Annotated in this window: 14 protein-coding genes; 9 read left to right on the top strand and 5 right to left on the bottom strand. The window is 63.7% G+C overall.

The window, feature by feature from the left end; genetic code table 11:
- The first annotated feature begins 98 nt into the window (after nucleotides 1-98).
- Both K3A85_RS16695 and K3A85_RS16690 read left to right on the top strand, forming a co-directional pair.
- Complete coding sequence (locus K3A85_RS16695; RefSeq protein ID WP_150426733.1) at nucleotides 99-1,301, top strand: AAA family ATPase; 1,203 nt, start codon at nucleotides 99-101, stop codon at nucleotides 1,299-1,301.
- Nucleotides 1,302-1,347: 46 nt separating this feature from the next.
- Nucleotides 1,348-2,364 (top strand): ParB/RepB/Spo0J family partition protein, encoded by a 1,017-nt coding sequence (locus tag K3A85_RS16690; RefSeq protein WP_225207645.1) that lies wholly within the window; start codon nucleotides 1,348-1,350, stop codon nucleotides 2,362-2,364.
- A 7-nt stretch (nucleotides 2,365-2,371) separates the two neighbouring features.
- Here K3A85_RS16690 and K3A85_RS16685 read toward each other — a convergent pair whose 3' ends face one another.
- Nucleotides 2,372-3,292, bottom strand: coding sequence for a hypothetical protein (locus tag K3A85_RS16685; RefSeq protein ID WP_225207644.1), 921 nt, complete (start codon nucleotides 3,290-3,292; stop codon nucleotides 2,372-2,374).
- A 398-nt stretch (nucleotides 3,293-3,690) separates the two neighbouring features.
- On the opposite strand from K3A85_RS16685, the gene K3A85_RS16680 reads away from it, so the two are divergent.
- From K3A85_RS16680 to K3A85_RS16650, 7 genes are all read left to right on the top strand, one after another.
- On the top strand, nucleotides 3,691-4,581 hold the full coding sequence (locus K3A85_RS16680; RefSeq protein ID WP_225207643.1) for a recombinase family protein: 891 nt from the start codon (nucleotides 3,691-3,693) through the stop codon (nucleotides 4,579-4,581).
- A gap of 130 nt (nucleotides 4,582-4,711) precedes the next feature.
- Entirely contained in the window at nucleotides 4,712-5,386 is a 675-nt protein-coding gene (locus tag K3A85_RS16675) for a response regulator transcription factor (RefSeq protein ID WP_225207642.1), read from the top strand.
- Nucleotides 5,383-6,732 carry a HAMP domain-containing sensor histidine kinase gene (locus K3A85_RS16670; protein WP_225207641.1) on the top strand — a complete coding sequence of 450 codons (1,350 nt, stop codon included), beginning with the start codon at nucleotides 5,383-5,385 and terminating at the stop codon, nucleotides 6,730-6,732. The genes K3A85_RS16675 and K3A85_RS16670 overlap by 4 nt, the downstream gene beginning before the upstream one ends.
- Nucleotides 6,729-8,150, top strand: a complete 1,422-nt coding sequence (locus K3A85_RS16665; protein ID WP_225207640.1) for a TolC family protein — start codon at nucleotides 6,729-6,731, stop codon at nucleotides 8,148-8,150. The genes K3A85_RS16670 and K3A85_RS16665 overlap by 4 nt, the downstream gene beginning before the upstream one ends.
- Nucleotides 8,147-9,136 (top strand): efflux RND transporter periplasmic adaptor subunit, encoded by a 990-nt coding sequence (locus tag K3A85_RS16660; protein ID WP_225207639.1) that lies wholly within the window; start codon nucleotides 8,147-8,149, stop codon nucleotides 9,134-9,136. The genes K3A85_RS16665 and K3A85_RS16660 overlap by 4 nt, the downstream gene beginning before the upstream one ends.
- Before the next feature lie 4 nt (nucleotides 9,137-9,140).
- Nucleotides 9,141-12,248 (top strand): efflux RND transporter permease subunit, encoded by a 3,108-nt coding sequence (locus K3A85_RS16655; RefSeq protein ID WP_225207638.1) that lies wholly within the window; start codon nucleotides 9,141-9,143, stop codon nucleotides 12,246-12,248.
- Nucleotides 12,245-13,450 carry an MFS transporter gene (locus tag K3A85_RS16650; protein ID WP_318248098.1) on the top strand — a complete coding sequence of 402 codons (1,206 nt, stop codon included), beginning with the start codon at nucleotides 12,245-12,247 and terminating at the stop codon, nucleotides 13,448-13,450. The genes K3A85_RS16655 and K3A85_RS16650 overlap by 4 nt, the downstream gene beginning before the upstream one ends.
- Here K3A85_RS16650 and K3A85_RS16645 read toward each other — a convergent pair.
- The 4 genes from K3A85_RS16645 to K3A85_RS16630 all read right to left on the bottom strand — a co-directional run bounded on the left by K3A85_RS16645 (nucleotide 13,440) and on the right by K3A85_RS16630 (nucleotide 17,946).
- On the bottom strand, nucleotides 13,440-14,048 hold the full coding sequence (locus K3A85_RS16645; RefSeq protein ID WP_225207636.1) for a cation diffusion facilitator family transporter: 609 nt from the start codon (nucleotides 14,046-14,048) through the stop codon (nucleotides 13,440-13,442). The two genes, K3A85_RS16650 and K3A85_RS16645, sit on opposite strands and share 11 nt — an antisense overlap.
- Before the next feature lie 138 nt (nucleotides 14,049-14,186).
- Nucleotides 14,187-15,374, bottom strand: coding sequence for a TniQ family protein (locus tag K3A85_RS16640; protein WP_225207635.1), 1,188 nt, complete (start codon nucleotides 15,372-15,374; stop codon nucleotides 14,187-14,189).
- The gene (locus K3A85_RS16635; protein ID WP_225207634.1) at nucleotides 15,371-16,294 is read right to left on the bottom strand and encodes a TniB family NTP-binding protein; all 924 of its coding nucleotides are present in this window, start codon (nucleotides 16,292-16,294) and stop codon (nucleotides 15,371-15,373) included. The genes K3A85_RS16640 and K3A85_RS16635 overlap by 4 nt, the downstream gene beginning before the upstream one ends.
- Nucleotides 16,291-17,946 (bottom strand): Mu transposase C-terminal domain-containing protein, encoded by a 1,656-nt coding sequence (locus K3A85_RS16630; RefSeq protein WP_225207633.1) that lies wholly within the window; start codon nucleotides 17,944-17,946, stop codon nucleotides 16,291-16,293. The genes K3A85_RS16635 and K3A85_RS16630 overlap by 4 nt, the downstream gene beginning before the upstream one ends.
- Nucleotides 17,947-18,056: the final 110 nt, after the last annotated feature.

The following is an 18,056-nucleotide window of genomic DNA, read 5'->3' as shown; positions in this document are numbered from 1 at the left end:
CGGCTCAAAGCAAAGTCTCACTTTCGAAATAGCGCTTCTGTTTGACGAAAAAGCGCAAGTAGCGTTACTATGCCCTCAGTTTCGCAAAGGGGCGCCCTGTGGCAGCATCACTAGACATCGATGACACCCATGACCTACTCTCGGTGGCGACGCTTGCCCAGCGGACCTCATCGGTGCTGGAGCGCCTTCGCGATTCAGCGCGCAGCGCACGGGCGGATGAACGCCGCGAGCCCACCTTCCCGATAGGAAAGGCCGCTGATCTCGTCGGACGGACGCCCGCTGCGATCCGCGACGCGGAAAAGGATGGGCGTCTTCCGCCACCCCCGCGAACCGAGAATAATCGCAGGGTTGGCTACACCCTCGCCCAACTCAACGATATGCGAGGTCTGTTCGGAACTCGGCCGTGGCGAGCGGCCGACGATCCATGCTGTGTCATCGCCGTCCAGAACTTCAAGGGAGGCGTCGGCAAATCGACCTTGTCGGTCCACCTTGCCCAATATCTCGCGATCCAGGGCTACCGCGTTGCCCTCATCGACTGCGACAGTCAGGCTTCGGCGACGACATTGTTCGGCTATGTGCCTGATCTCGACCTGAGCGAGGAGGACACGCTGTACCCGTTTCTACGAGAGGAGGAGATGACCTCGCTCGATTATGCGCTGCGCAAAACGCATTTCGACGGTCTCGAACTGATCCCGGCAAATTTGCGACTGTTTCAATCGGAATATGAGATCGCGGCCCGAATGGCGCGAGGGCAGGGGGGGCTTATCGATCGTCTCTCCGAGGGTATCGCCAGCATCTCCGATCGCTTTGATGTCATCGTCCTCGATCCGCCACCAGCCCTCGGAGCCATCTCATTGTCGGTGTTACGCGCCGCGAACGCACTCGTCGTGCCGGTGCCCCCAACCGTCATGGACTTTTCCTCGACCGCGGCGTTTTTGGCGATGCTTGATGAGACCATCGAGACGCTGGCCGAACGCGGTTTCGCGCCGACCCTCAGATTCCTGCGCTTTGTTGCTTCCAAGGTCGATGAAAACAAGTCGATGCAGAAGGAACTGCTCAATCTGATGCGGACGCTGTTTGGTCAGGCGATGGTGCGTACCCCGCTCAAGGACTCAGCGGAAATAGACAACGCGACCGCCCGTTTGATGACGGTCTATGAGCTTGACGGTCCGGTGACGAGCAGCGCCGTCCGCAACCGATGCCTTACCTATCTCGATGGGGTGAATGCCGAACTCGAGTTGGATATCCGGGCCATGTGGCCCAGCCATTTGAGCCGTTTGCGCAAGGAAGGTCTGGCGTGAAACGGCAAAATTGCACCGGTGCAATTCCGGGTGAAGGAACGGCTTCATGAGCAGAAAAAATGCGAGTTTCGCAGCAGAACTGGCCGCTGGAATCAATCCGCCCGAAGAGGGAGCGCCCGCGCCGCGCCGGCCTGGGCTGGGCGCCAATGTCCTAACAGGCCGGGAGAATCGATTGGCCGAACTGGCGGCGGGGACGGTCGTCAGCCGCACCCACGAATTGGTTGATCCCGCGCGCTGCCGGATGTGGGCTGGGCATAATCGCGAATATGCCTTGCTCAACGAAGAGCGGTGCGCCGATCTTATCGAGAGCATGAAAGCGCAAGGGCGCCAGGAGATGCCAGCAATCGTCCGCCGCGTGCGGGGTGAACCCGATTATGATTTCGAGGTGATCTGCGGGGCGCGGCGCCATTGGTCGATCAGCTGGCTGCGCAGCCACAACTATCCCGACTTCCGCTTTCTCGTCGATATTCGCGAACTGTCGGACGAGGAAGCGTTCCGCATAGCGGACATTGAGAACAGGGCGCGCGAAGACCTCAGCGATCTCGAGCGCGCGCGTGATTATCTCCGCGCTCTGGAAGCCTATTATGAGGGCAGGCAGAAGGTCATGGCCGAGCGGATCAATGTCACCGAAAGCTGGTTGAGCCGCTATCTCGACCTCGCGCGTCTGCCGGCCGAACTGATGATCGCCTTTCCCAATCCGCAGGATTTGCGGATCAAGCACGTCACAACGATCAAGCCATTGCTGAAACCCGACGATCGTCGCCAGCGGGTATTTGCCGAAGCGGCAGCGCTGAGGGCGCGATCGGGAGAGGAGGGCGCTCCGGTCGCCGTGCCGGAGATTGTTCGCGCGTTGGCGCTGGCGGCTGATCCCCCCAAGAAGTCAGGATCCCCCAAGAGGTCAGGATCGAGCGAAACCGTGGCCTCGCAGAACGGAAAACCGTTGCTTCGGTTTGAAGGCAAGGATCGCAAGGGAGTGAGAATCACTTTGCTCCCGCATGGCGGCGGTTCGCGGGACGAAGCGGAGGCAGCTATCAAGACCTTGCTCGACACATATTGGCAGTAGCGCTGCGTTACCCGAGTTTGGCCACCAGTTTGCGTGCCCCCTGTGGAGTAACGTCGAGAAGCCGCGCCACGGCAGACGGACGAAGCCCGGGATAGGCGAGCGCAAGCCGGGCAAGGAGTGGTGCCCGGCTGCGACGCGTTGCGGACACCGCCAACGCCTTTGACCCTTGGCGCTCGATCCAGTCGAGATCCCTCAGGCTGGATTGGCAGGCAACGAGCAGTGACCGCGTAATGACATCGGTCAACTCACCTGCCCCGTGTGGCGGGAATTTAGGCAACAGAATGAGAGACGGCAGGATGCCGAGAGTGAGTCCGGCATGATGGAGCATCGCGGGGACATGGCTGGCCACCAACCAGGCGCGATCGCGTGACCGCGGCTCGAGAGTGAGCGTCCGACCGTCGATCGCCGTCACGTCCACCGCAGACTGCTCGGCGACGACGACCGTCTTGAGCATAGCGGTAATCCGATCGGCAACGGAGGGCAGCGAAGGAGAAGGGTAGGGGGCTTGTGCTTCAATGCGAGCCTGCCGCCACGCGGGACCGAAATAGGCCAGGTCGCTGCCTGCCCAGACTTCGGCTTCGGATCGATCATCCAGCACAGTGCGCAAGACGTTGAGCGTCGCGCGCGCCAGCGGCCCGTTGTCGCCAACGCTGGCCTCGATTGCGAGATGAAACACCGCCGCCACCGAGACGGGATCGTTCAACCCTTCAGAGGCGCGAGGAGGAGATGTGCGTCCGGAAATCCAGTCCTGCAGATGCCGGACATCGATAGGCACGCCGGCGAGGCCGGCCAGCTGGGCTGCGCCCTGCAACCGCGCACGGGCTAGCCAAATATCAGCCCATGGGCTGTTCTGCAGTAGTCCATCCAGTCGGCCGAGCAGGAGCATTGCCAGCTCGCTGGAGGCATGGGAAGGGGAGGAGGAAGCCATCAATCCAGATTCTATCGCACCCTCGGGGGAAACCAAAGCGGGCAGTTTGTTTCCATGTCCTGTCTTATCGAAATATGGACCTTTGATAATTGCAGTTATCACATAAGCGGAATTGACCCCTCTCTATAAGGTACGGTACAAGCTGTCGTTTTCCCTAAACCGCCGGACTCCCGCGTTTGCTGCGATTTCGGGCTTCAAAATGTTACCAAACGACCGGATTCTGGGCCCTAAACGACCGGACTCCGTCCTTCCGCCCCATCTCTGTACGTCGCCCGCGCGCTCTCTCTGAGGGCCGGCAGGACGTGGGATGGCTTGCCAGGGGTCTGGCCAAGGGCGGCACGGGAAGCTATCAAACGGGGGCAACCGAACGAATGCCCCCATTCTATGCAATGTGACAAATGGCCCTGATCGGCTACGCCCGCGTCTCGACTGACGAGCAGGACACCGCTGCCCAGCACGATGCCTTGCGCGCGCAGGGCTGCACGCTGATCCTCGAGGACAAGGCGAGCGGCGGCAGCCGCGACCGGCCCAACCTCGCGCGGGCGCTGGAAAGCGTGGGGAAGGGGGATACCCTGCTGGTCGTGCGCATCGACCGTCTGGCGCGCTCGCTGTCGCACTTGCTCGAAATCGTCGAGACCTTGCGCGCCAAGGGCGCCTATTTCCGCTCGATCAACGATCCAATCGACACGTCGAGCGCCCAGGGCATGCTGATGACGCAGATGCTCGGTGCCTTTGCTGAATTCGAGCGTGCATTGATCCGCGAGCGGACGCGGGCCGGGCTGAAGGCGGCTGTCGCCCGCGGTGCCAAGCCCGGCAACCCAAAGATGCGAGCGCGAGACCCGGCGGCGATCGACGACATTCGCTACAGCCTCAAGCAACGCTATCTGTATGAGCTGATCGATGGGCGCCAACGTTGGCTGCCGACGGTCACAAGGCTTCGGCCGCACCTGCCGTGGGCGCTGGTGCTACGTCAGATCAAGGCCATCACGCCGCCTGTCCGCTCGTTTACTGAGCGAACGCTGGTGAAGGCCTGCCGAGAACTCGTCAAAGCCGGCTATGCGGAACCCAATGTTCTCGATCCCGCGCCGCGGCTTCCCCCCGATACACGGGTTGCGAGGCTGGTGGCCGATCGCCTCAACAGTCATCCAAATGCGTCGCTGCGGGATATTGCCGCGTGGCTGTCACGTGATTTGCGCGAGCCAACGCCCAGAGGAGGGCTGACGTGGTCGCCAGAGGGGGTGAGAAGGGTAATCGGGCAGGCCCAAGCGCTACGATTGATCGACGGCTGATGGGTCTTTCAGACTGCCATGGCGGCCAAATTGTTAGGTTACACAATTGTATCCCCCATTGCCCGCGTGAAAAAGCTATCTAGCGCGAATTGGACGAACCGCGCGTCCAGTCAGCGGGGCTATTCTGGGCATGCGCGTCCTTCTTGCCGAAGACGATTTAGACACGATTGAATTCATCGAGACCTATCTCGCTGATCTGGACCATGTCGTGTCATCCGTCGGCACCGGCGAACAAGCTCTGCAGCTCGCGTGCTCGTCCCCATGGGACGTGATCATTCTCGATCGCATGCTTCCGGAACTCGACGGATTGACCCTGCTCAAGACTTTGCGCGGCCGCGGCGTTACGACCCCGGTGCTGATGCTGACCGCGCTCGGGCGGATCGAGGACCGGGTTGATGGGCTGGACGCTGGCGCCGACGACTATCTGGTCAAGCCGTTTGCGCCAGCTGAACTTGTCTCTCGAGTGCAGGCGCTCGGCCGCAGGTATGTCCAGGGCGGAATCGCCACGAGGCTGCATGCAGGGCCGTTGGAAATCGATCTGATCACCCGTACGGTGCATCGCGATGCCAGGATTATCCTCCTTCAGCCCCGCGAATTTCGACTACTCGAAGTGCTGATGCGCCAAGCGGGTGAGTACGTAACCCGGACCATGCTGCTCGAACAGGTCTGGGACTTCCACTTCGACCCGCAAACCAAGATCATCGAAACCCACATGAGCCGGCTGCGTGCCAAACTCAACGAAGGCGGCCTTCCTGATCTCATCGAAACCACGCGCGGCGCCGGTTATCGGATCCGGGCGGCATGAAGTTCGGACGCCGCAGCGCCGCCAATCGCATCGCGCTCTGGGGCTGGCTGGCCTTTGCGGCTGCGACCCTTCTGCTCGGTATGGCAGTCTATTTTGCGACCCATGTTGCATTCTCGCGCCAGATCGATGCGCGCATCGAGCAGGCTACCACTGCCCTTATGATCGAATATCGTGACGATGGGGTGAGAGGCGTCCAGTCCGCGCTCGACCAGCAAGGACGAACCCGCCCGATTGGACTCGGGACCGCCCTGTTTGATGCCCGGGGGACGAGGATTGCAGGCAATCTCGCAATTCCTTTAGCGCAGCCGGGCTGGCGCAACATAGTGTTCACCGATCCGGGAGAAGGACGCGAAAAGGCACGCGCACAAGTGACTGCGCTACCTGGCAACTATCGCCTGGTCGTTGCCGCCGATCTCGAATCCCTTGAAGCGATCGATCACACCATCCTGGCGATGTTCGGCAGCACGGTCCTGGCTCTGCTATTGCTTGGCCTTGCGGGGGCCTTGCTGCTCGCGCGCTACTTGAGCCGCCGCCTGGAGGGCATCGAGACGACTGCCAGCGCAATTATCGGAGGCGACCTTAAACAACGGGCCATCGTCGGCACTGCCGGCGACGAGTTCGACCGTGTTGCCCATTCGCTCAACGCTATGCTCGACCGAATCGCAGGCTTGATCGCCAATCTGCGGCAGGTCACCGCCGATTTGGCGCATGACCTGCGCACACCGCTTTCGCATCTGCGCAATCATCTCGAACGCATGCGCGGCGGCCAGGCACAACCCGCCGCCAGTGGGTCGATCGACGAGGCCGTGGAGCAGGCGGACAATGTGCTGGCTCTGTTCAACGCGATCCTGCGCATCGCGGAAGTCGAGGAAGGCAACTTGCGCCGCGCCTTCACGGCAGTCGACCTGTCCGAACTGGTGTCGGAACTGGGCGAAACGCTTGTACTGCTGGCCGAAGACGAGCAGCGAACCCTGCACGTTGCTGTAGGTTCCGGCATCACGGTCCATGGCGATCGGGAACTGATTGCCCAGGCACTCACCAACCTCGTCGAGAACGCATTGCGGCATACGCCCCCTGGATCGGTCATCGCCCTGCAAGCCCGGTACGACGACGGCGGCGCGCTGGTTACGGTCGATGACAACGGTCCGGGCATTCCCGAAGCTGATCGCGAGCGCGTACAGCAGCGCTTCGTCAGGCTCGAAACTTCCCGTTCGGCCGCGGGCCACGGTCTCGGGCTGAGCCTGGTGCGAGCCATAGCGCAGGCACATGGCGCAACCTTCTCGCTCAGCGATGCACGACCGGGCCTGCGCGCCGAAATCCGTTTCCCGAAGAGGATATCTGCGTGATCTCGCAATCTCGTCCATCGCTCGCGCGCATCGCCCGCCGCCAGAGGCGTCGGCGAATGGGACTAACCGTAGCCGTGCTCGCGCTTGCCGGCTGCACCCACTATGCGCCGAAGCCCGTCAGCGTCGCCGATACGGCCGCCGGGTTTTCTTCACGGACTGCGGACTTGAACGCTGCCGCGAGCGCCTGTCGGACGATGGCGACCCGCGCGCCGTGTGATGCAAGTCATCCCGACAGGCTTGTGCTGTTCGAGGTGCTGCTCGCCAACAACTCTGCTGTCGCGGCCGCTCGCGCCAAGGTGGCCAGCGCCGAGGCGGCGGCGCGCGCTGCGCATGCGCCAGTCGGTCCGACCATGACGCTTAGCACCGAATATGCCGGGGCCGATCCCAAGCCGTGGCTTCTGGGTCTGGCCACCGACTTTCCACTGGATACCGGTGGCCGTCGGACGGCGCGCATCGGATCGGCCGATCTGGCAGTGACAGCGGCGCGCTATGATCTCGCCGACGCAATCTGGACCGCGCGAATGGCGCTCGTGCGTTCCATGGCGGACCAGGCAGTGGCGGATCGGCAAGCCATCGTCGCCAGTCGCTTGCATGCCCTGCAGGAACGACGGTTTGCCGTGCTCGAACGACGAGTCGCACAGGGCGAGGCGTCACGCGCCGAACTGGAGCGGACCCGAGTCGACCTCGCCGACGCAAGCTCGCGCCTTGCGGCCGCACAAGCGAAACGGGAGGCTGCAACAGTCCAGATCGCCGCCGCGCTCGGCGTGCCACTCGATCAGGCGCGGAAGCTGATCGCAAGTTGGCCCGGCCTTGAAGCCCCGGCACTGCTGGCAGCATTTGCGCCGGCCGATCGCTACTCGGCCTTGCTCGGACGGCCCGACCTTCTGAAGGGCATGACCGCATACGAACAGTCCGAGTTCGACCTGCGCGGCGAAGTCGCCAAGCAATATCCGGCATTGAGCGTCGGGCCGGGGTTCACCTGGGACCACGGGCTGGTCAAGATCCCGTTCAATGTCGGCCTCGCCCTGCCGCCGCTCGATCTCAACCGCCGCGCGATCGCCGCCGCCGAAGCGCGGCGCAGCGAAGCGGCCGCACAGCTCGAGGCGCTTTATGCCGGGGCCGTCGCGGGGATCGATCAGGCCATGGCCGAGGCGGCAGCCGCTCGCCGCTCGCTGACTCAGGCGCGCGAACTGGATTTGCCGATAGCCACACGGCTCGCAGCGCAGGCTGATCGCGAACTGGCGGCAGGCGCCATCGACCGAAATGACTGGGCGGCTGCGCAAGCCGGGCTCGAAGTGGCGCGCCTCGCCGAACTCGACGCTCTGGCGCGCGTCCTCGCCGCCGATGCGGCGCTCGAAGAGGTTCTCCGCCGCCCACTGACAGGGCCAGAAACACTGATTGAAGGAGCAGGAGCGTGAACGGCGGCAAGGGAGCGGCGCTGGTCGCCATGGGAGCGGCGGCGGGCGCATCGATCCTTGCGCTTGCACTTTATTGGACGGGCGACCTTGGAGAAAAGGAGGGTGAAGTGGGTCGCGACAAGCCGGTCGCGACAGCCAGTCCCGATCCGGTCCGCGATCCAGCCCTGCGTCAGCGCCTTGGGATCGTTGTTGCGCCGCTCGCCGTCTGGTCCGGGGCGCAGCAGGCCGGCGGCTTTGCCAAGGGGCTCGATGCTGGAGCACTGGCGGCCATCGTCGCCGAGATCGACAGCGCCCGTGCCACTGCGGCTGCCTCACAGGCTGAGGCGACTCGGCTCGATGCGCTTTACCACAACGATGTCAGCGCCTCACGTCGCGCGCTAGAAGCCGCACGGGCGCAGGCTGCTGCTGACCTTGCCAGACTTCGCCTCGCGCGCCAGCGGGTCGGCCTGGAATACGGGCCTGGGCTTGCCAGTCTTGGCGATGCAGCCTTGCATCAGCTCGTGTCCCGGATAGCGGCGGGCGATGCTGCCCTGATCCGGATAGATGTTCCCGGCGTGCTGCTTGCCACTGGCACGACCGTACAAGTGCATGCGGGAGGCCTCGTCGCAAATGCGCGCGTTCTCGGCGCAGCGGCGGCGGCAGACAGCAAACTGCAATCCGCAGGCGTGTTGGCGGTCGTCACCGGTCCGGCGGTGCGCCAGGTTCTGGCGGGACGGGTCCTGTCGGTGCAGGCGGCATCCAGCGGTTCCGTCTCAGGCGTGCTTGTGCCGCGCGATGCCATCGTGCGCTATCAGGGGCAGATGTGGGTGTTCCGCCAGGCAGGCGGAAAGTTCGAGCGCGAGGCGCTGATCGATCCCCAATCGGTGGAGGCAGGCTGGCTGGTGCGCGGCGGCCTTAAATCAGGCGAGACGATCGTGATCCACGGCAGCGCCGGCTTGCTCGCGCTGGAAACCCGCCCGGCGCAGTCCTCCGGCGAGCAGGACTAGGCCCATGCTCAATCGGCTCGTTCGCTGGTGCGTCGGCAATGCCTGGGTCGTCCTCGGCATCGCCGCGATCCTGCTTACCTATGGGATCGTCGTCGTCGACCGGGCGCGCTACGATGTCTTCCCGGAATTCGTCCCCGCGCAAGTCACCGTCCAGACCGAATCTCCGGGGTTAGTGGCCGAACAGGTCGAGGCGCTGGTTACCCGTCCGCTCGAAAACGCGATCAACGGCGCCAACGGCATCGAGACCGTTCGTTCGGAATCCTCGCAGGGCTTGTCGCTGATCAGGGTCACCTTCCGGGAAGGATCGGACCCGCTCAAGGTCCGGCAGATCGTGGCCGAGGCGCTCGCCAAGGTGTCGGGCCAGTTGCCGAGCGGCGTGGCGACGCCGACCCTGTCCCCGCTGACCTCCTCGACGATGGACCTGATCAAGATCGGACTGACGAGCGACAAGCTCGATCAGCGGCAACTCAGGGCACTCGCCGAATGGACGATCAAGCCGCGGCTGCTCGCGACACGCGGCGTCGCCGGCGCTGTGATTTATGGTTCGGCGGATTCGCGCTTCGAAGTCCGGGTCCGTCCCGAGGCGCTGGTCGCGCGGCAGATTTCGCTCGCGGATGTCTCGGCAGCGGTTTCGGCGCTCACCACCATGCGCGGGGGCGGCTTTGTTGAGACCGCGAACCAGCGCATCCTGGTGCGCCCGACCAACGGACGGATCGATGCCACGGCGCTGGGGAATGCACTGATCTCCAGCGGTGGCGGGCCAGCAATCCGCTTGCATGATGTCGCGGACATTGCCCTGGTTGCCGGACCGCAGATGGGCGACGCGCTGATCATGGGCCGCCCCGGCGTGCTGGTCTCGCTGTTCAGCCAGTATGGCGCCAACACGCTTGATGCGACGCGGGCTGTTGAATCGACGCTTGACGATTTGCACCCCACGCTCGCCGCGCAGGGCGTCTCGATCTATCCCGGGTTGCATAGGCCCGCCAATTTCATCGAGACCGCACTGCACGGCATGTCGATCGATTTGGCTGTAGGCGCGGTGATGATCGGCTTCATCCTGATGGCCTTCCTGCGCGATATCCGGGTCGCGCTGATTGCCTTCCTCGCGATCCCGCTGTCGCTGCTCGCCGCGCTGATCGTGCTCGATCTGCTGGGGCAGACGATCAACACCATGACGCTGGGCGGACTGACCGTGGCGCTCGGTGTGGTGGTCGACGATGCCGTGGTCGATGTCGAAAACATCGTCCGACGCTTGCGCGGGGCGATAGGCGGTGACCGCCAGAAGATCATAGCCGAAGCGAGCGTCGAGGTCCGCGCACCGGTGGTCTATGCGACCTATGTGCTGGCGCTGACCATCGCGCCGATCCTGTTCCTGACTGGTCTCCAGGGTGCGTTCTTTTCTCCACTGGCGCTGGCGATCCTGCTCGCCGTGATCGCCTCGCTGTGCGTTGCCATCACCCTGACCCCGGCGCTTGCCTACTTGCTGCTTGCCCGCACCAACCCGCACGACGAACCCGCCCTGCTGGTTCGTGCCAAGACCTGGCATCGAGCTTTTCTGACCCGCGTCTGCGGGAGGCCTTCGCTGGTGCTCGGCGCGACCGCGATAACCGGCCTCGTCGGGATCGTCGGGCTGCTGCTGTTTGGCGGCGAGCTTCTGCCAGCGTTCCGCGAGGGGCACTACGTCCTCAAGGTCAATGGCCCGCCCGGAGCCTCGATTGGTTGGATGCGCGAAACCGGCACCAAACTCTCGCGCGATCTTATGGCCATTCCGGGAGTCGCCACCGTCGAGCAACAGATCGGGCGCGCCGAGGCGGGCGAGGATCCGTTCCCACCCAACCAGAGCGAAGTCCACGTCGAACTCAAGCCCGGCGGCGCGCGTAGTCAGGAAGCCGCGCTGGACGCCATTCGCCACACCCTTGGCAACTATCCATCGCTCCAGTCTGAAACCTTGACCTTCCTGGGCGACCGGATCGGGGAATCCTTGTCAGGTGAGACGGCGCAGTTCGCGGTGAGCATCTACGGCGCCGATCTCGATACGCTCGACAAGGTGGCGATGCAGGTAGCCGATGTCGTCGCCAGGGTTCCTGACGCGGCTGACGTTCGGGTGAAATCGCCACCCGGAACGCCGGTCCTGACGATCGAGCTCGACCCCGCGCGCATGGCCGCGCATGGGGTGACCCCGGCCGATGCCAACGACGCGATCGAGATCGCCAATCAGGGCCATGTCGCGGGCCAAGTCGCCGAGGCCGACAGGGTGACCGATGTTGCCGTGATCCTGCCGGCTGAGCTGCGCCGCGATCCGGAGAGCGTCGGTGATATTCTGGTGCGCTCGGCCGACGGTTCGTCGGTCAGGCTGGGCGATGTCGCCACGATCTATCTCGAAGAGGGGCGCAGCAGCGTCAATCGCGATGGCGGCCAGCGCCGCCAGATCGTGACGCTCAATCCGACCCGCGCCGATGTCGCGGGTTTCGCCCGCGATGCGCGCGCGGCGATCGCGGCCAAGGTCAAACTGCCGGCGGGAGTGACGCTTTCCTATAGCGGGGTCGCCGAGGGGCAGGCAGCCGCAGCGCATCAGGTCATGCTCAACGTGGCGATCGCTGCGGTCGCCATCGTCGGCCTGCTGGTTCTTGCCTTCGGCGGGCTACGCTCGGCTGCGCTTATCCTCGCGGGCACGCCGTTTGCTCTGGTCGGTGGGGTGGTCGCCGTGGTCCTGACCGGCGGTGTCCTGTCACTTGGCGCGCTTGTCGGATTCGTCACGCTGTTCGGGATCGCCGCGCGCAATGCGATCCTGCTGGTCTCTCACCTCGATCATCTCGTTCAGGAGGAAGGCGAGGCCTTCGGCCTCGCAACTGTTCTCAGGGCAACCGAGGAACGCGTCACCCCGATCCTGATGACCGCGCTGGTCACCGCGCTCGGCCTCCTGCCGCTGGCGCTGGAAAGCGGACAGGCCGGCCGCGAAGTACAGGGACCGATGGCGTTGGTGATTCTCGGCGGTCTCGTCACATCGACCCTTATGAGTCTGTTGCTCCTGCCCGCGCTGATTCTCAGGTTTGGGAGGCACGGGACTGCCACGAACGACCTGCTCACATCCGCGCAAGGCTCCGCCTCGTGAGAGACACCCGGCCCGGCCCGGCTGCGCGAGTGCCGCGCACAGTCTGGGCTTTGGGGCTCATCAGCCTGTTCATGGACCTGTCTTCCGAGATCATCCACGCGCTGCTGCCGGTTTTCCTAACCGGGACGCTGGGGGCCAGCGTGGCTATGGTTGGACTGATCGACGGGATCGGGGAATCCACCGCTTCGATCACCAAGATGTTCTCAGGCTACCTGTCCGATCGGTTCGGGCGCCGCAAGCCGCTCATCCTGCTCGGCTATGGGCTGGGCGCCTTGTCGAAGCCGTTCTTCGCGATCGCGGCCGGGCCGATGCCGGTGCTGGGCGCGAGGTTTGCCGACCGGATCGGCAAGGGCCTGCGCGGAGCGCCGCGCGATGCCCTCGTCGCCGACGTGACCCCGCTCGAGATCCGGGGCCGTGCCTATGGACTGCGCCAGGCGCTCGACACGGTGGGCGCATTCTTGGGTCCGCTGGCGGCGATCGCCCTCATGTTCGCGCTGGCCGACAACATGCGTGCAATCTTCTGGATTGCGCTCGTCCCGGCAGTGATCTCGGTCCTGCTGGTGATATTCGGCGTCGGCGAGGCGGAGCGGCGCGAGGCGGGTAGTGCCAAGCCGCCGCTCAAGCTCGCGGACTTGCGATCGTTCGACCCGGGGTTCTGGATGGTCGTGGCGCTGGGCGTTGTCTTTACCTTGGCCCGGTTCAGCGAATCCTTCCTCGTTCTGAGGGTCAATGGCGAAGGGCTGCCGTTGGCATGGACGCCATTGGTGCTGGTAGTGATGAACCTGGTCTATTCGTTGGGAGCCTATCCGGCGGGTGCGATATCGGACCAGGCCGATCCGAGGTGGCCCATGGCTGGTGGACTGGTTTGCCTCTTGATCGCGGATTTGCTGCTCGCATTCGGACCGGGGCTGATTGCGACCTTTGCCGGGGTAGCCATGTGGGGTCTGCACATGGCGCTGACGCAAGGCGTCCTTGCAAGGCTGGTCGCCGACGCGGCACCCGCGCAGTTGCGAGGTTCTGGCTTTGGCTTGTTCAACCTGGCGACCGGGATCGCCATGCTGCTTGCCAGCGTCGTCGCGGGCCTGTTGTGGTCGAGGCTGGGGCCTGCAGCGACATTCCTGGCCGGAGCTCTGTTTGCGCTGATCGCTGGCGGCATGCTCCGCTTCGTTAGACCGGTGGCCGCTTCTGCCGCTAGCCGGTAAGCTTGCGCGCCCTTCCGGCATCACCAAGGATTTCCAGCGCCTCACGAATGACGAAGAGGCCGATCCCTAATCCGACAAGCAGGTCGAAATAGCGATTGCCGGTGAGCAGGACTGTAAGGCCGGAGACAATGACAGCGGCGTTGGCTACCACGTCGGCACGGGTGAATATCCACGTTGCGCGGATGTGCACGTCGTCGCGGTTCTGCTTGCCCAGCATCCGCAGGACTGCCGCGTTGACCATCAGGGCAACAAGTCCCACTGCGATCATGATTGGGCCCTCGGGCTGCTCGGCGCCAAAGTAGCGCCGGCCGACTTCGGCCAGCACGCCAAGGCCGAGCAGCAGCAGGATCGTTCCGCTGGTCATCGCGGCATTGGCTTTGAAGCGCGCACCTTGCCTCACCGCAGTAAGGGTAATTGCATAGGTGCTCGCATCTGCAAGCATGTCGATACCATCGGCGATGAGGCCGGTTGAATGGGTAACAAGCCCTGCGCCAGTCTCGACGATGAACATCATCGCGTTCAGGACCAGCGCAATCCGCAGGACCCGGCGCTGGGCCAAGGTGTCGGTTCTTGCAGAACTGCAGGCACAATCAGTCATGGGGTCCAGTTACGTTGTCGTGTTCAGCGTTGCCAAGCAATTCGGCATGCAACTTCGATATTCCGAGGGCTGGACCCCAGAGCCAGGCCTATCCTGCGCTTCCAGGTTCCGTGCCGCGCCGCCACCTCCCAAATCCGCTCACGCCGCTCGTTCCGCTGCTGCGCCGCTCGCCGCTGTCCTGCTCAGTTGGGCCACAAGGCGTTGCAAATGCCTGACGCAGTCGCCCGATGGCCCGCTGGAGCTTCCCGATAGTCCTGTCCTGCCGGTCTTTTCGTCGCTTGTCCTCGATCCGACGTGCCAGCGAACGCGACCATCGCCCAGGCTCGGCGAGAAATCGGTTAATCGCGGCGTCGTGGGTCGTGTTGAGGAACACCCTGAGCGCCGATGGTTCGTCGGGGCCATATAGTTTGCGCCCTGCTTCATCCGTGGGGTCGAGAATGGCGCAAATCGCCCCGAGCAGGGATCGTCGCAGCCACATGGTTGCCATCGCCAGCGGAAACGGCGAACGGGTGGCCCGAAAGGGCGCGAATACCCATAGGCTCGCATTGCGGCGCAGGGATAGGCGTTCAACGGAATGTTTGTCGCTTCGTGGCCGGTGCTCATGGTGAGCAGCAGGCCGCAGATATCGCGCACTTCATTGATGAGTTGGCTTGCCGATGTGAAGTTGAAGCGGAATTGGTCGGGCGTCCTGCCGCGCAAGGCAACGTGGACCTCGGCTTCGAAGGCAGCGACACAGTCCCATTGGTTACGATATCCGTCGGCATAGGCAAAGGCATCGGGTATCGCTTGGTCCAGCGGGTGCCAGCACTCCTTGCAAAACATGCGCAGTGGGCCCCGCGGGGGAGCGACCAATTTCCATTGGCACGATCGGCAAAAGGGGCAGTGATCGAAAAGCGGCCAGCGGTGTACCTGGCAGAAGCTCGAGGCGGCATCCGCCCATTGCATCCTGATGTGGGCGGGCCGACCCGCCGCAAAATCCTCGGCGAGGCAACGGCAGCACCATGCCTGGGCCAGCTTCGGTGCCGGTCTATATCCCCCCAGCGCCTCGGAAAATGGCGCCCATTCCCAAGCCAGAAAGTCCGCAGGCACTCCGGGCCGCAGTCGGGCGAGCGAATTGGCTGCCAAGACCGCAGCATCAACATGAAATTTAGCAGCGGCTGCTTTGAGCCAGGATCTGGTTGGCTGGATATCCGGGTGTCGCCATGCGCCGCTGCGATCCTGGACCGCTTGCGGCTCTGCATTTGGCCGCGCGCGAAGCTTGTGGCTTCGCCGCGCATACCATGAGGTCAGCAGCTCATCGGGGAGTGGGGCGAGATAGTCGGTCATGCTGCACGCCGCCGCATCGCGCGATCGTTGCCGGCGATGATCTGCATCGAGACCAAGGGCAGCAACAGCTCCTCGTCATCGAAGCTGTCCGCGTCGATCATCTCACGGCCGCTGTGGATCGCTGCGATCGCCACCGCCTCCATCAGCCGAAATATCCGGCCGGTGACGCCGGCGGTAAGCGCGATCACGCGCTGGCGAGCCGCGTTGGTGTCGAGATTGGAGGGACGCCGCAATGGAAGCAGCCCGGCGAAGCTGGCCATCAACTGGCGCAGTGCATGGTCGTTTCGCCAAGGTTGCAGCTCGAAGGCCCCGAAGCGATCGGCAAGATTGGGGTCGGTGAGCACGGCAATCCGCGCGTCTTCGGTGCCGGCGCACACGATCGGGATCTGCAGGTCGTTCGTGAGAAACCGGACCGTGTTGAGGAAGATCCGCTGTTGCCGCGGCGTGCCGGCCAGCATCTTGTCGATCTCGTCGAGCACCAGGACCTTGGCGCCGAATTCTGCGAGCGTGCGGCGTGCGAGGCCCCGCAGCGATCGCAGCGAGATGTGGTCGAATTCGGAAAAGTTCATCGCCAGCAGCAGCTCGGTGTAGAACTCCTCCTCGGTCGGCTGTGGCGGCATTTGCACGACAACGACCGGCATGGTGGTGAGGCCGGCGCGCTTGTCGTAAGCTGACGCGTGCAACTCGGCAAAGCGCCGCAAAATCTCGCTTTTGCCCATGCCCGTTGATCCGAACAGCAGCAGGCAAGGCATGCGCCCGCGCGGCGGATAGGTCACCAGTTCCTCAAGGCGGGACAGCGCCATCTCTGCTTGCGGGAGGGCAACCCAGCGGTCGCGGCGGAGCCAGTCTATACGTGCAGCGTCGGAGTTTTCCGCCTGCTCGCGGTAGGCTGGAAGCAGGTGCTCGTAGAGGACGGTCATGGTCGCTCCTCGATTTCGAATGGCACGATATCTTGGGGTTCTTCCCGCTGATCGCCGGCCGAAATCGCCGGGGCTGGGGTCGGAACGAGCGGCGGACTGCCGATATCCAGGGCATAGGCAATACGCTGAGCGGATTTCCGGGCGATCTTGGTCTTCTCAATCGCTTCGAGAACGATGCGGCGTTGCTCGGCGACCATGTCGAACAGTGCCTGTTCGTCCACGGCCTGCCGTCCGCGTTCGCGCAGCGCCTTGAGCGCAGCAAGATGTTCGAACTTCGTGATCGCGGGCCGGCGGCAGTCACGAAGCGGTACGGTCAGGTGGGTCTGGTCGGGAAGCTCGACGTAGACTGCCGACAGGTTGAGCGGATTGTACTTGATCGGCAGCTTGTGGTCACAATCGGCAACGAGCCCGGTCAGCGCGCCATGCCAGTAGAACATGTGAAACAGTTCGATGCCCTCGCGCCGAACCTTGCGCATCTCGAACGGTAGAAAATCGAGCAGGAATTGCTCCGGATCGACCGGCAGCCGCAAGGGCAGGGGGCGTTTGCCCCGCATCTCCTGCCACGCTTTGATGGGTGGGATGCCAAGTTCGCTATGTTTGTTGCAGTGATAGACGCCGACCTGCAGCGCGAGCCAGCGCTCGAATTCGCCGAGCGTCATGCAGGCTTGGCCTTCGGCGTCGTAGTCGCCTTTGTCCGCGACGCTGGAGAAGGTGGTGCCCGGGAGCAGGTGGATCTCGCCGATGGTGGTTCCGATCAGCCGCTCGATATGGCCGCCGTAGTGGGGGGTTCGTTTGGGCCGATAGCGCAGGTTGATCCCATGTTGTTGGCAGCCGCGGGCAAGGGCGCGTGAGTGGAACTCCCGGGCGTTGTCGACGTGAAGAACGTCGGGGACGCCGAACACCGGGTAATCCATATCGACGGCGCGCTCCTCCAGCCATTGGGCCTTCGGCAAGACCCCGTGACGCAATGCCATGCCGACAGAGGTCGCTGAGGGATGCTCAAGCGAGACATAGAAGCCGGGGATGACGCGCGTTGCGATGTCGATCTGCAGTGTCAGGGCAGGGCGGCACAAGGGCCTGCGAAAATACTCGTCGACGATGATGATATCGGCCGGCGTGTGGTCCATCTGGACGATCTGAAGCGGGTAGTCCGCCTCGTAGTATTGGATCACTGGTCGGAATTGATCGGCAGCGGCCTTCGCGCCATCGCGTGCCTTGATCAATCGCTTCTTTCCGACCGCCGCAACACGCCGGCCAATCGTTTTGCGCGTTGGCGCACACAGACCTTGCTCAAGGCATGCGTGGTTGATGCTGCGGACGAGCTGGGCCAGCGTGGGCTTCGGGCGGGCCAGGTAGAACCGTTCGATTTCAGCGGTGATGACGTCTTCAAGTTCGGGCAGGAGTCGCTGCCGGCCTTTGGGATAACCGTCGGCTTGGTCGAGTAGGGAACTGGTGACTGGCGCCTCGCGATAGCGCGCAAGCAGTTCGTAAAGGCGCGATCGGCTCAAGCCCAGTTCAGCGCCCGCATCGCGGAGCGCAACGCGCGTGATCCGGGGCATTTCATCGAGTGCGCGGATCACCGGTTCGCGGCTACAGGCGACCTGCCAATCAGCAGAAGTGGTCTTCGTCAGCGCGGTGCCTGCATCGGCCATGACCTATCCCCGATTGCATCAGGGACTCGAGTTGCCGGGTCCGGCCGTTTAGTAGCAAAAGTACGCTGGAAATGCGAGAGTCCGGAGGTTTGGTCCCATATGGTCAAAGG

The sequence above is a fragment of the Novosphingobium huizhouense genome (assembly GCF_020179475.1).
Taxonomy (GTDB): Bacteria; Pseudomonadota; Alphaproteobacteria; order Sphingomonadales; family Sphingomonadaceae; genus Novosphingobium; species Novosphingobium huizhouense.
Note: the sequence above shows the minus strand (reverse complement) of the source record. Positions and strands in the feature narration are given on the sequence as shown.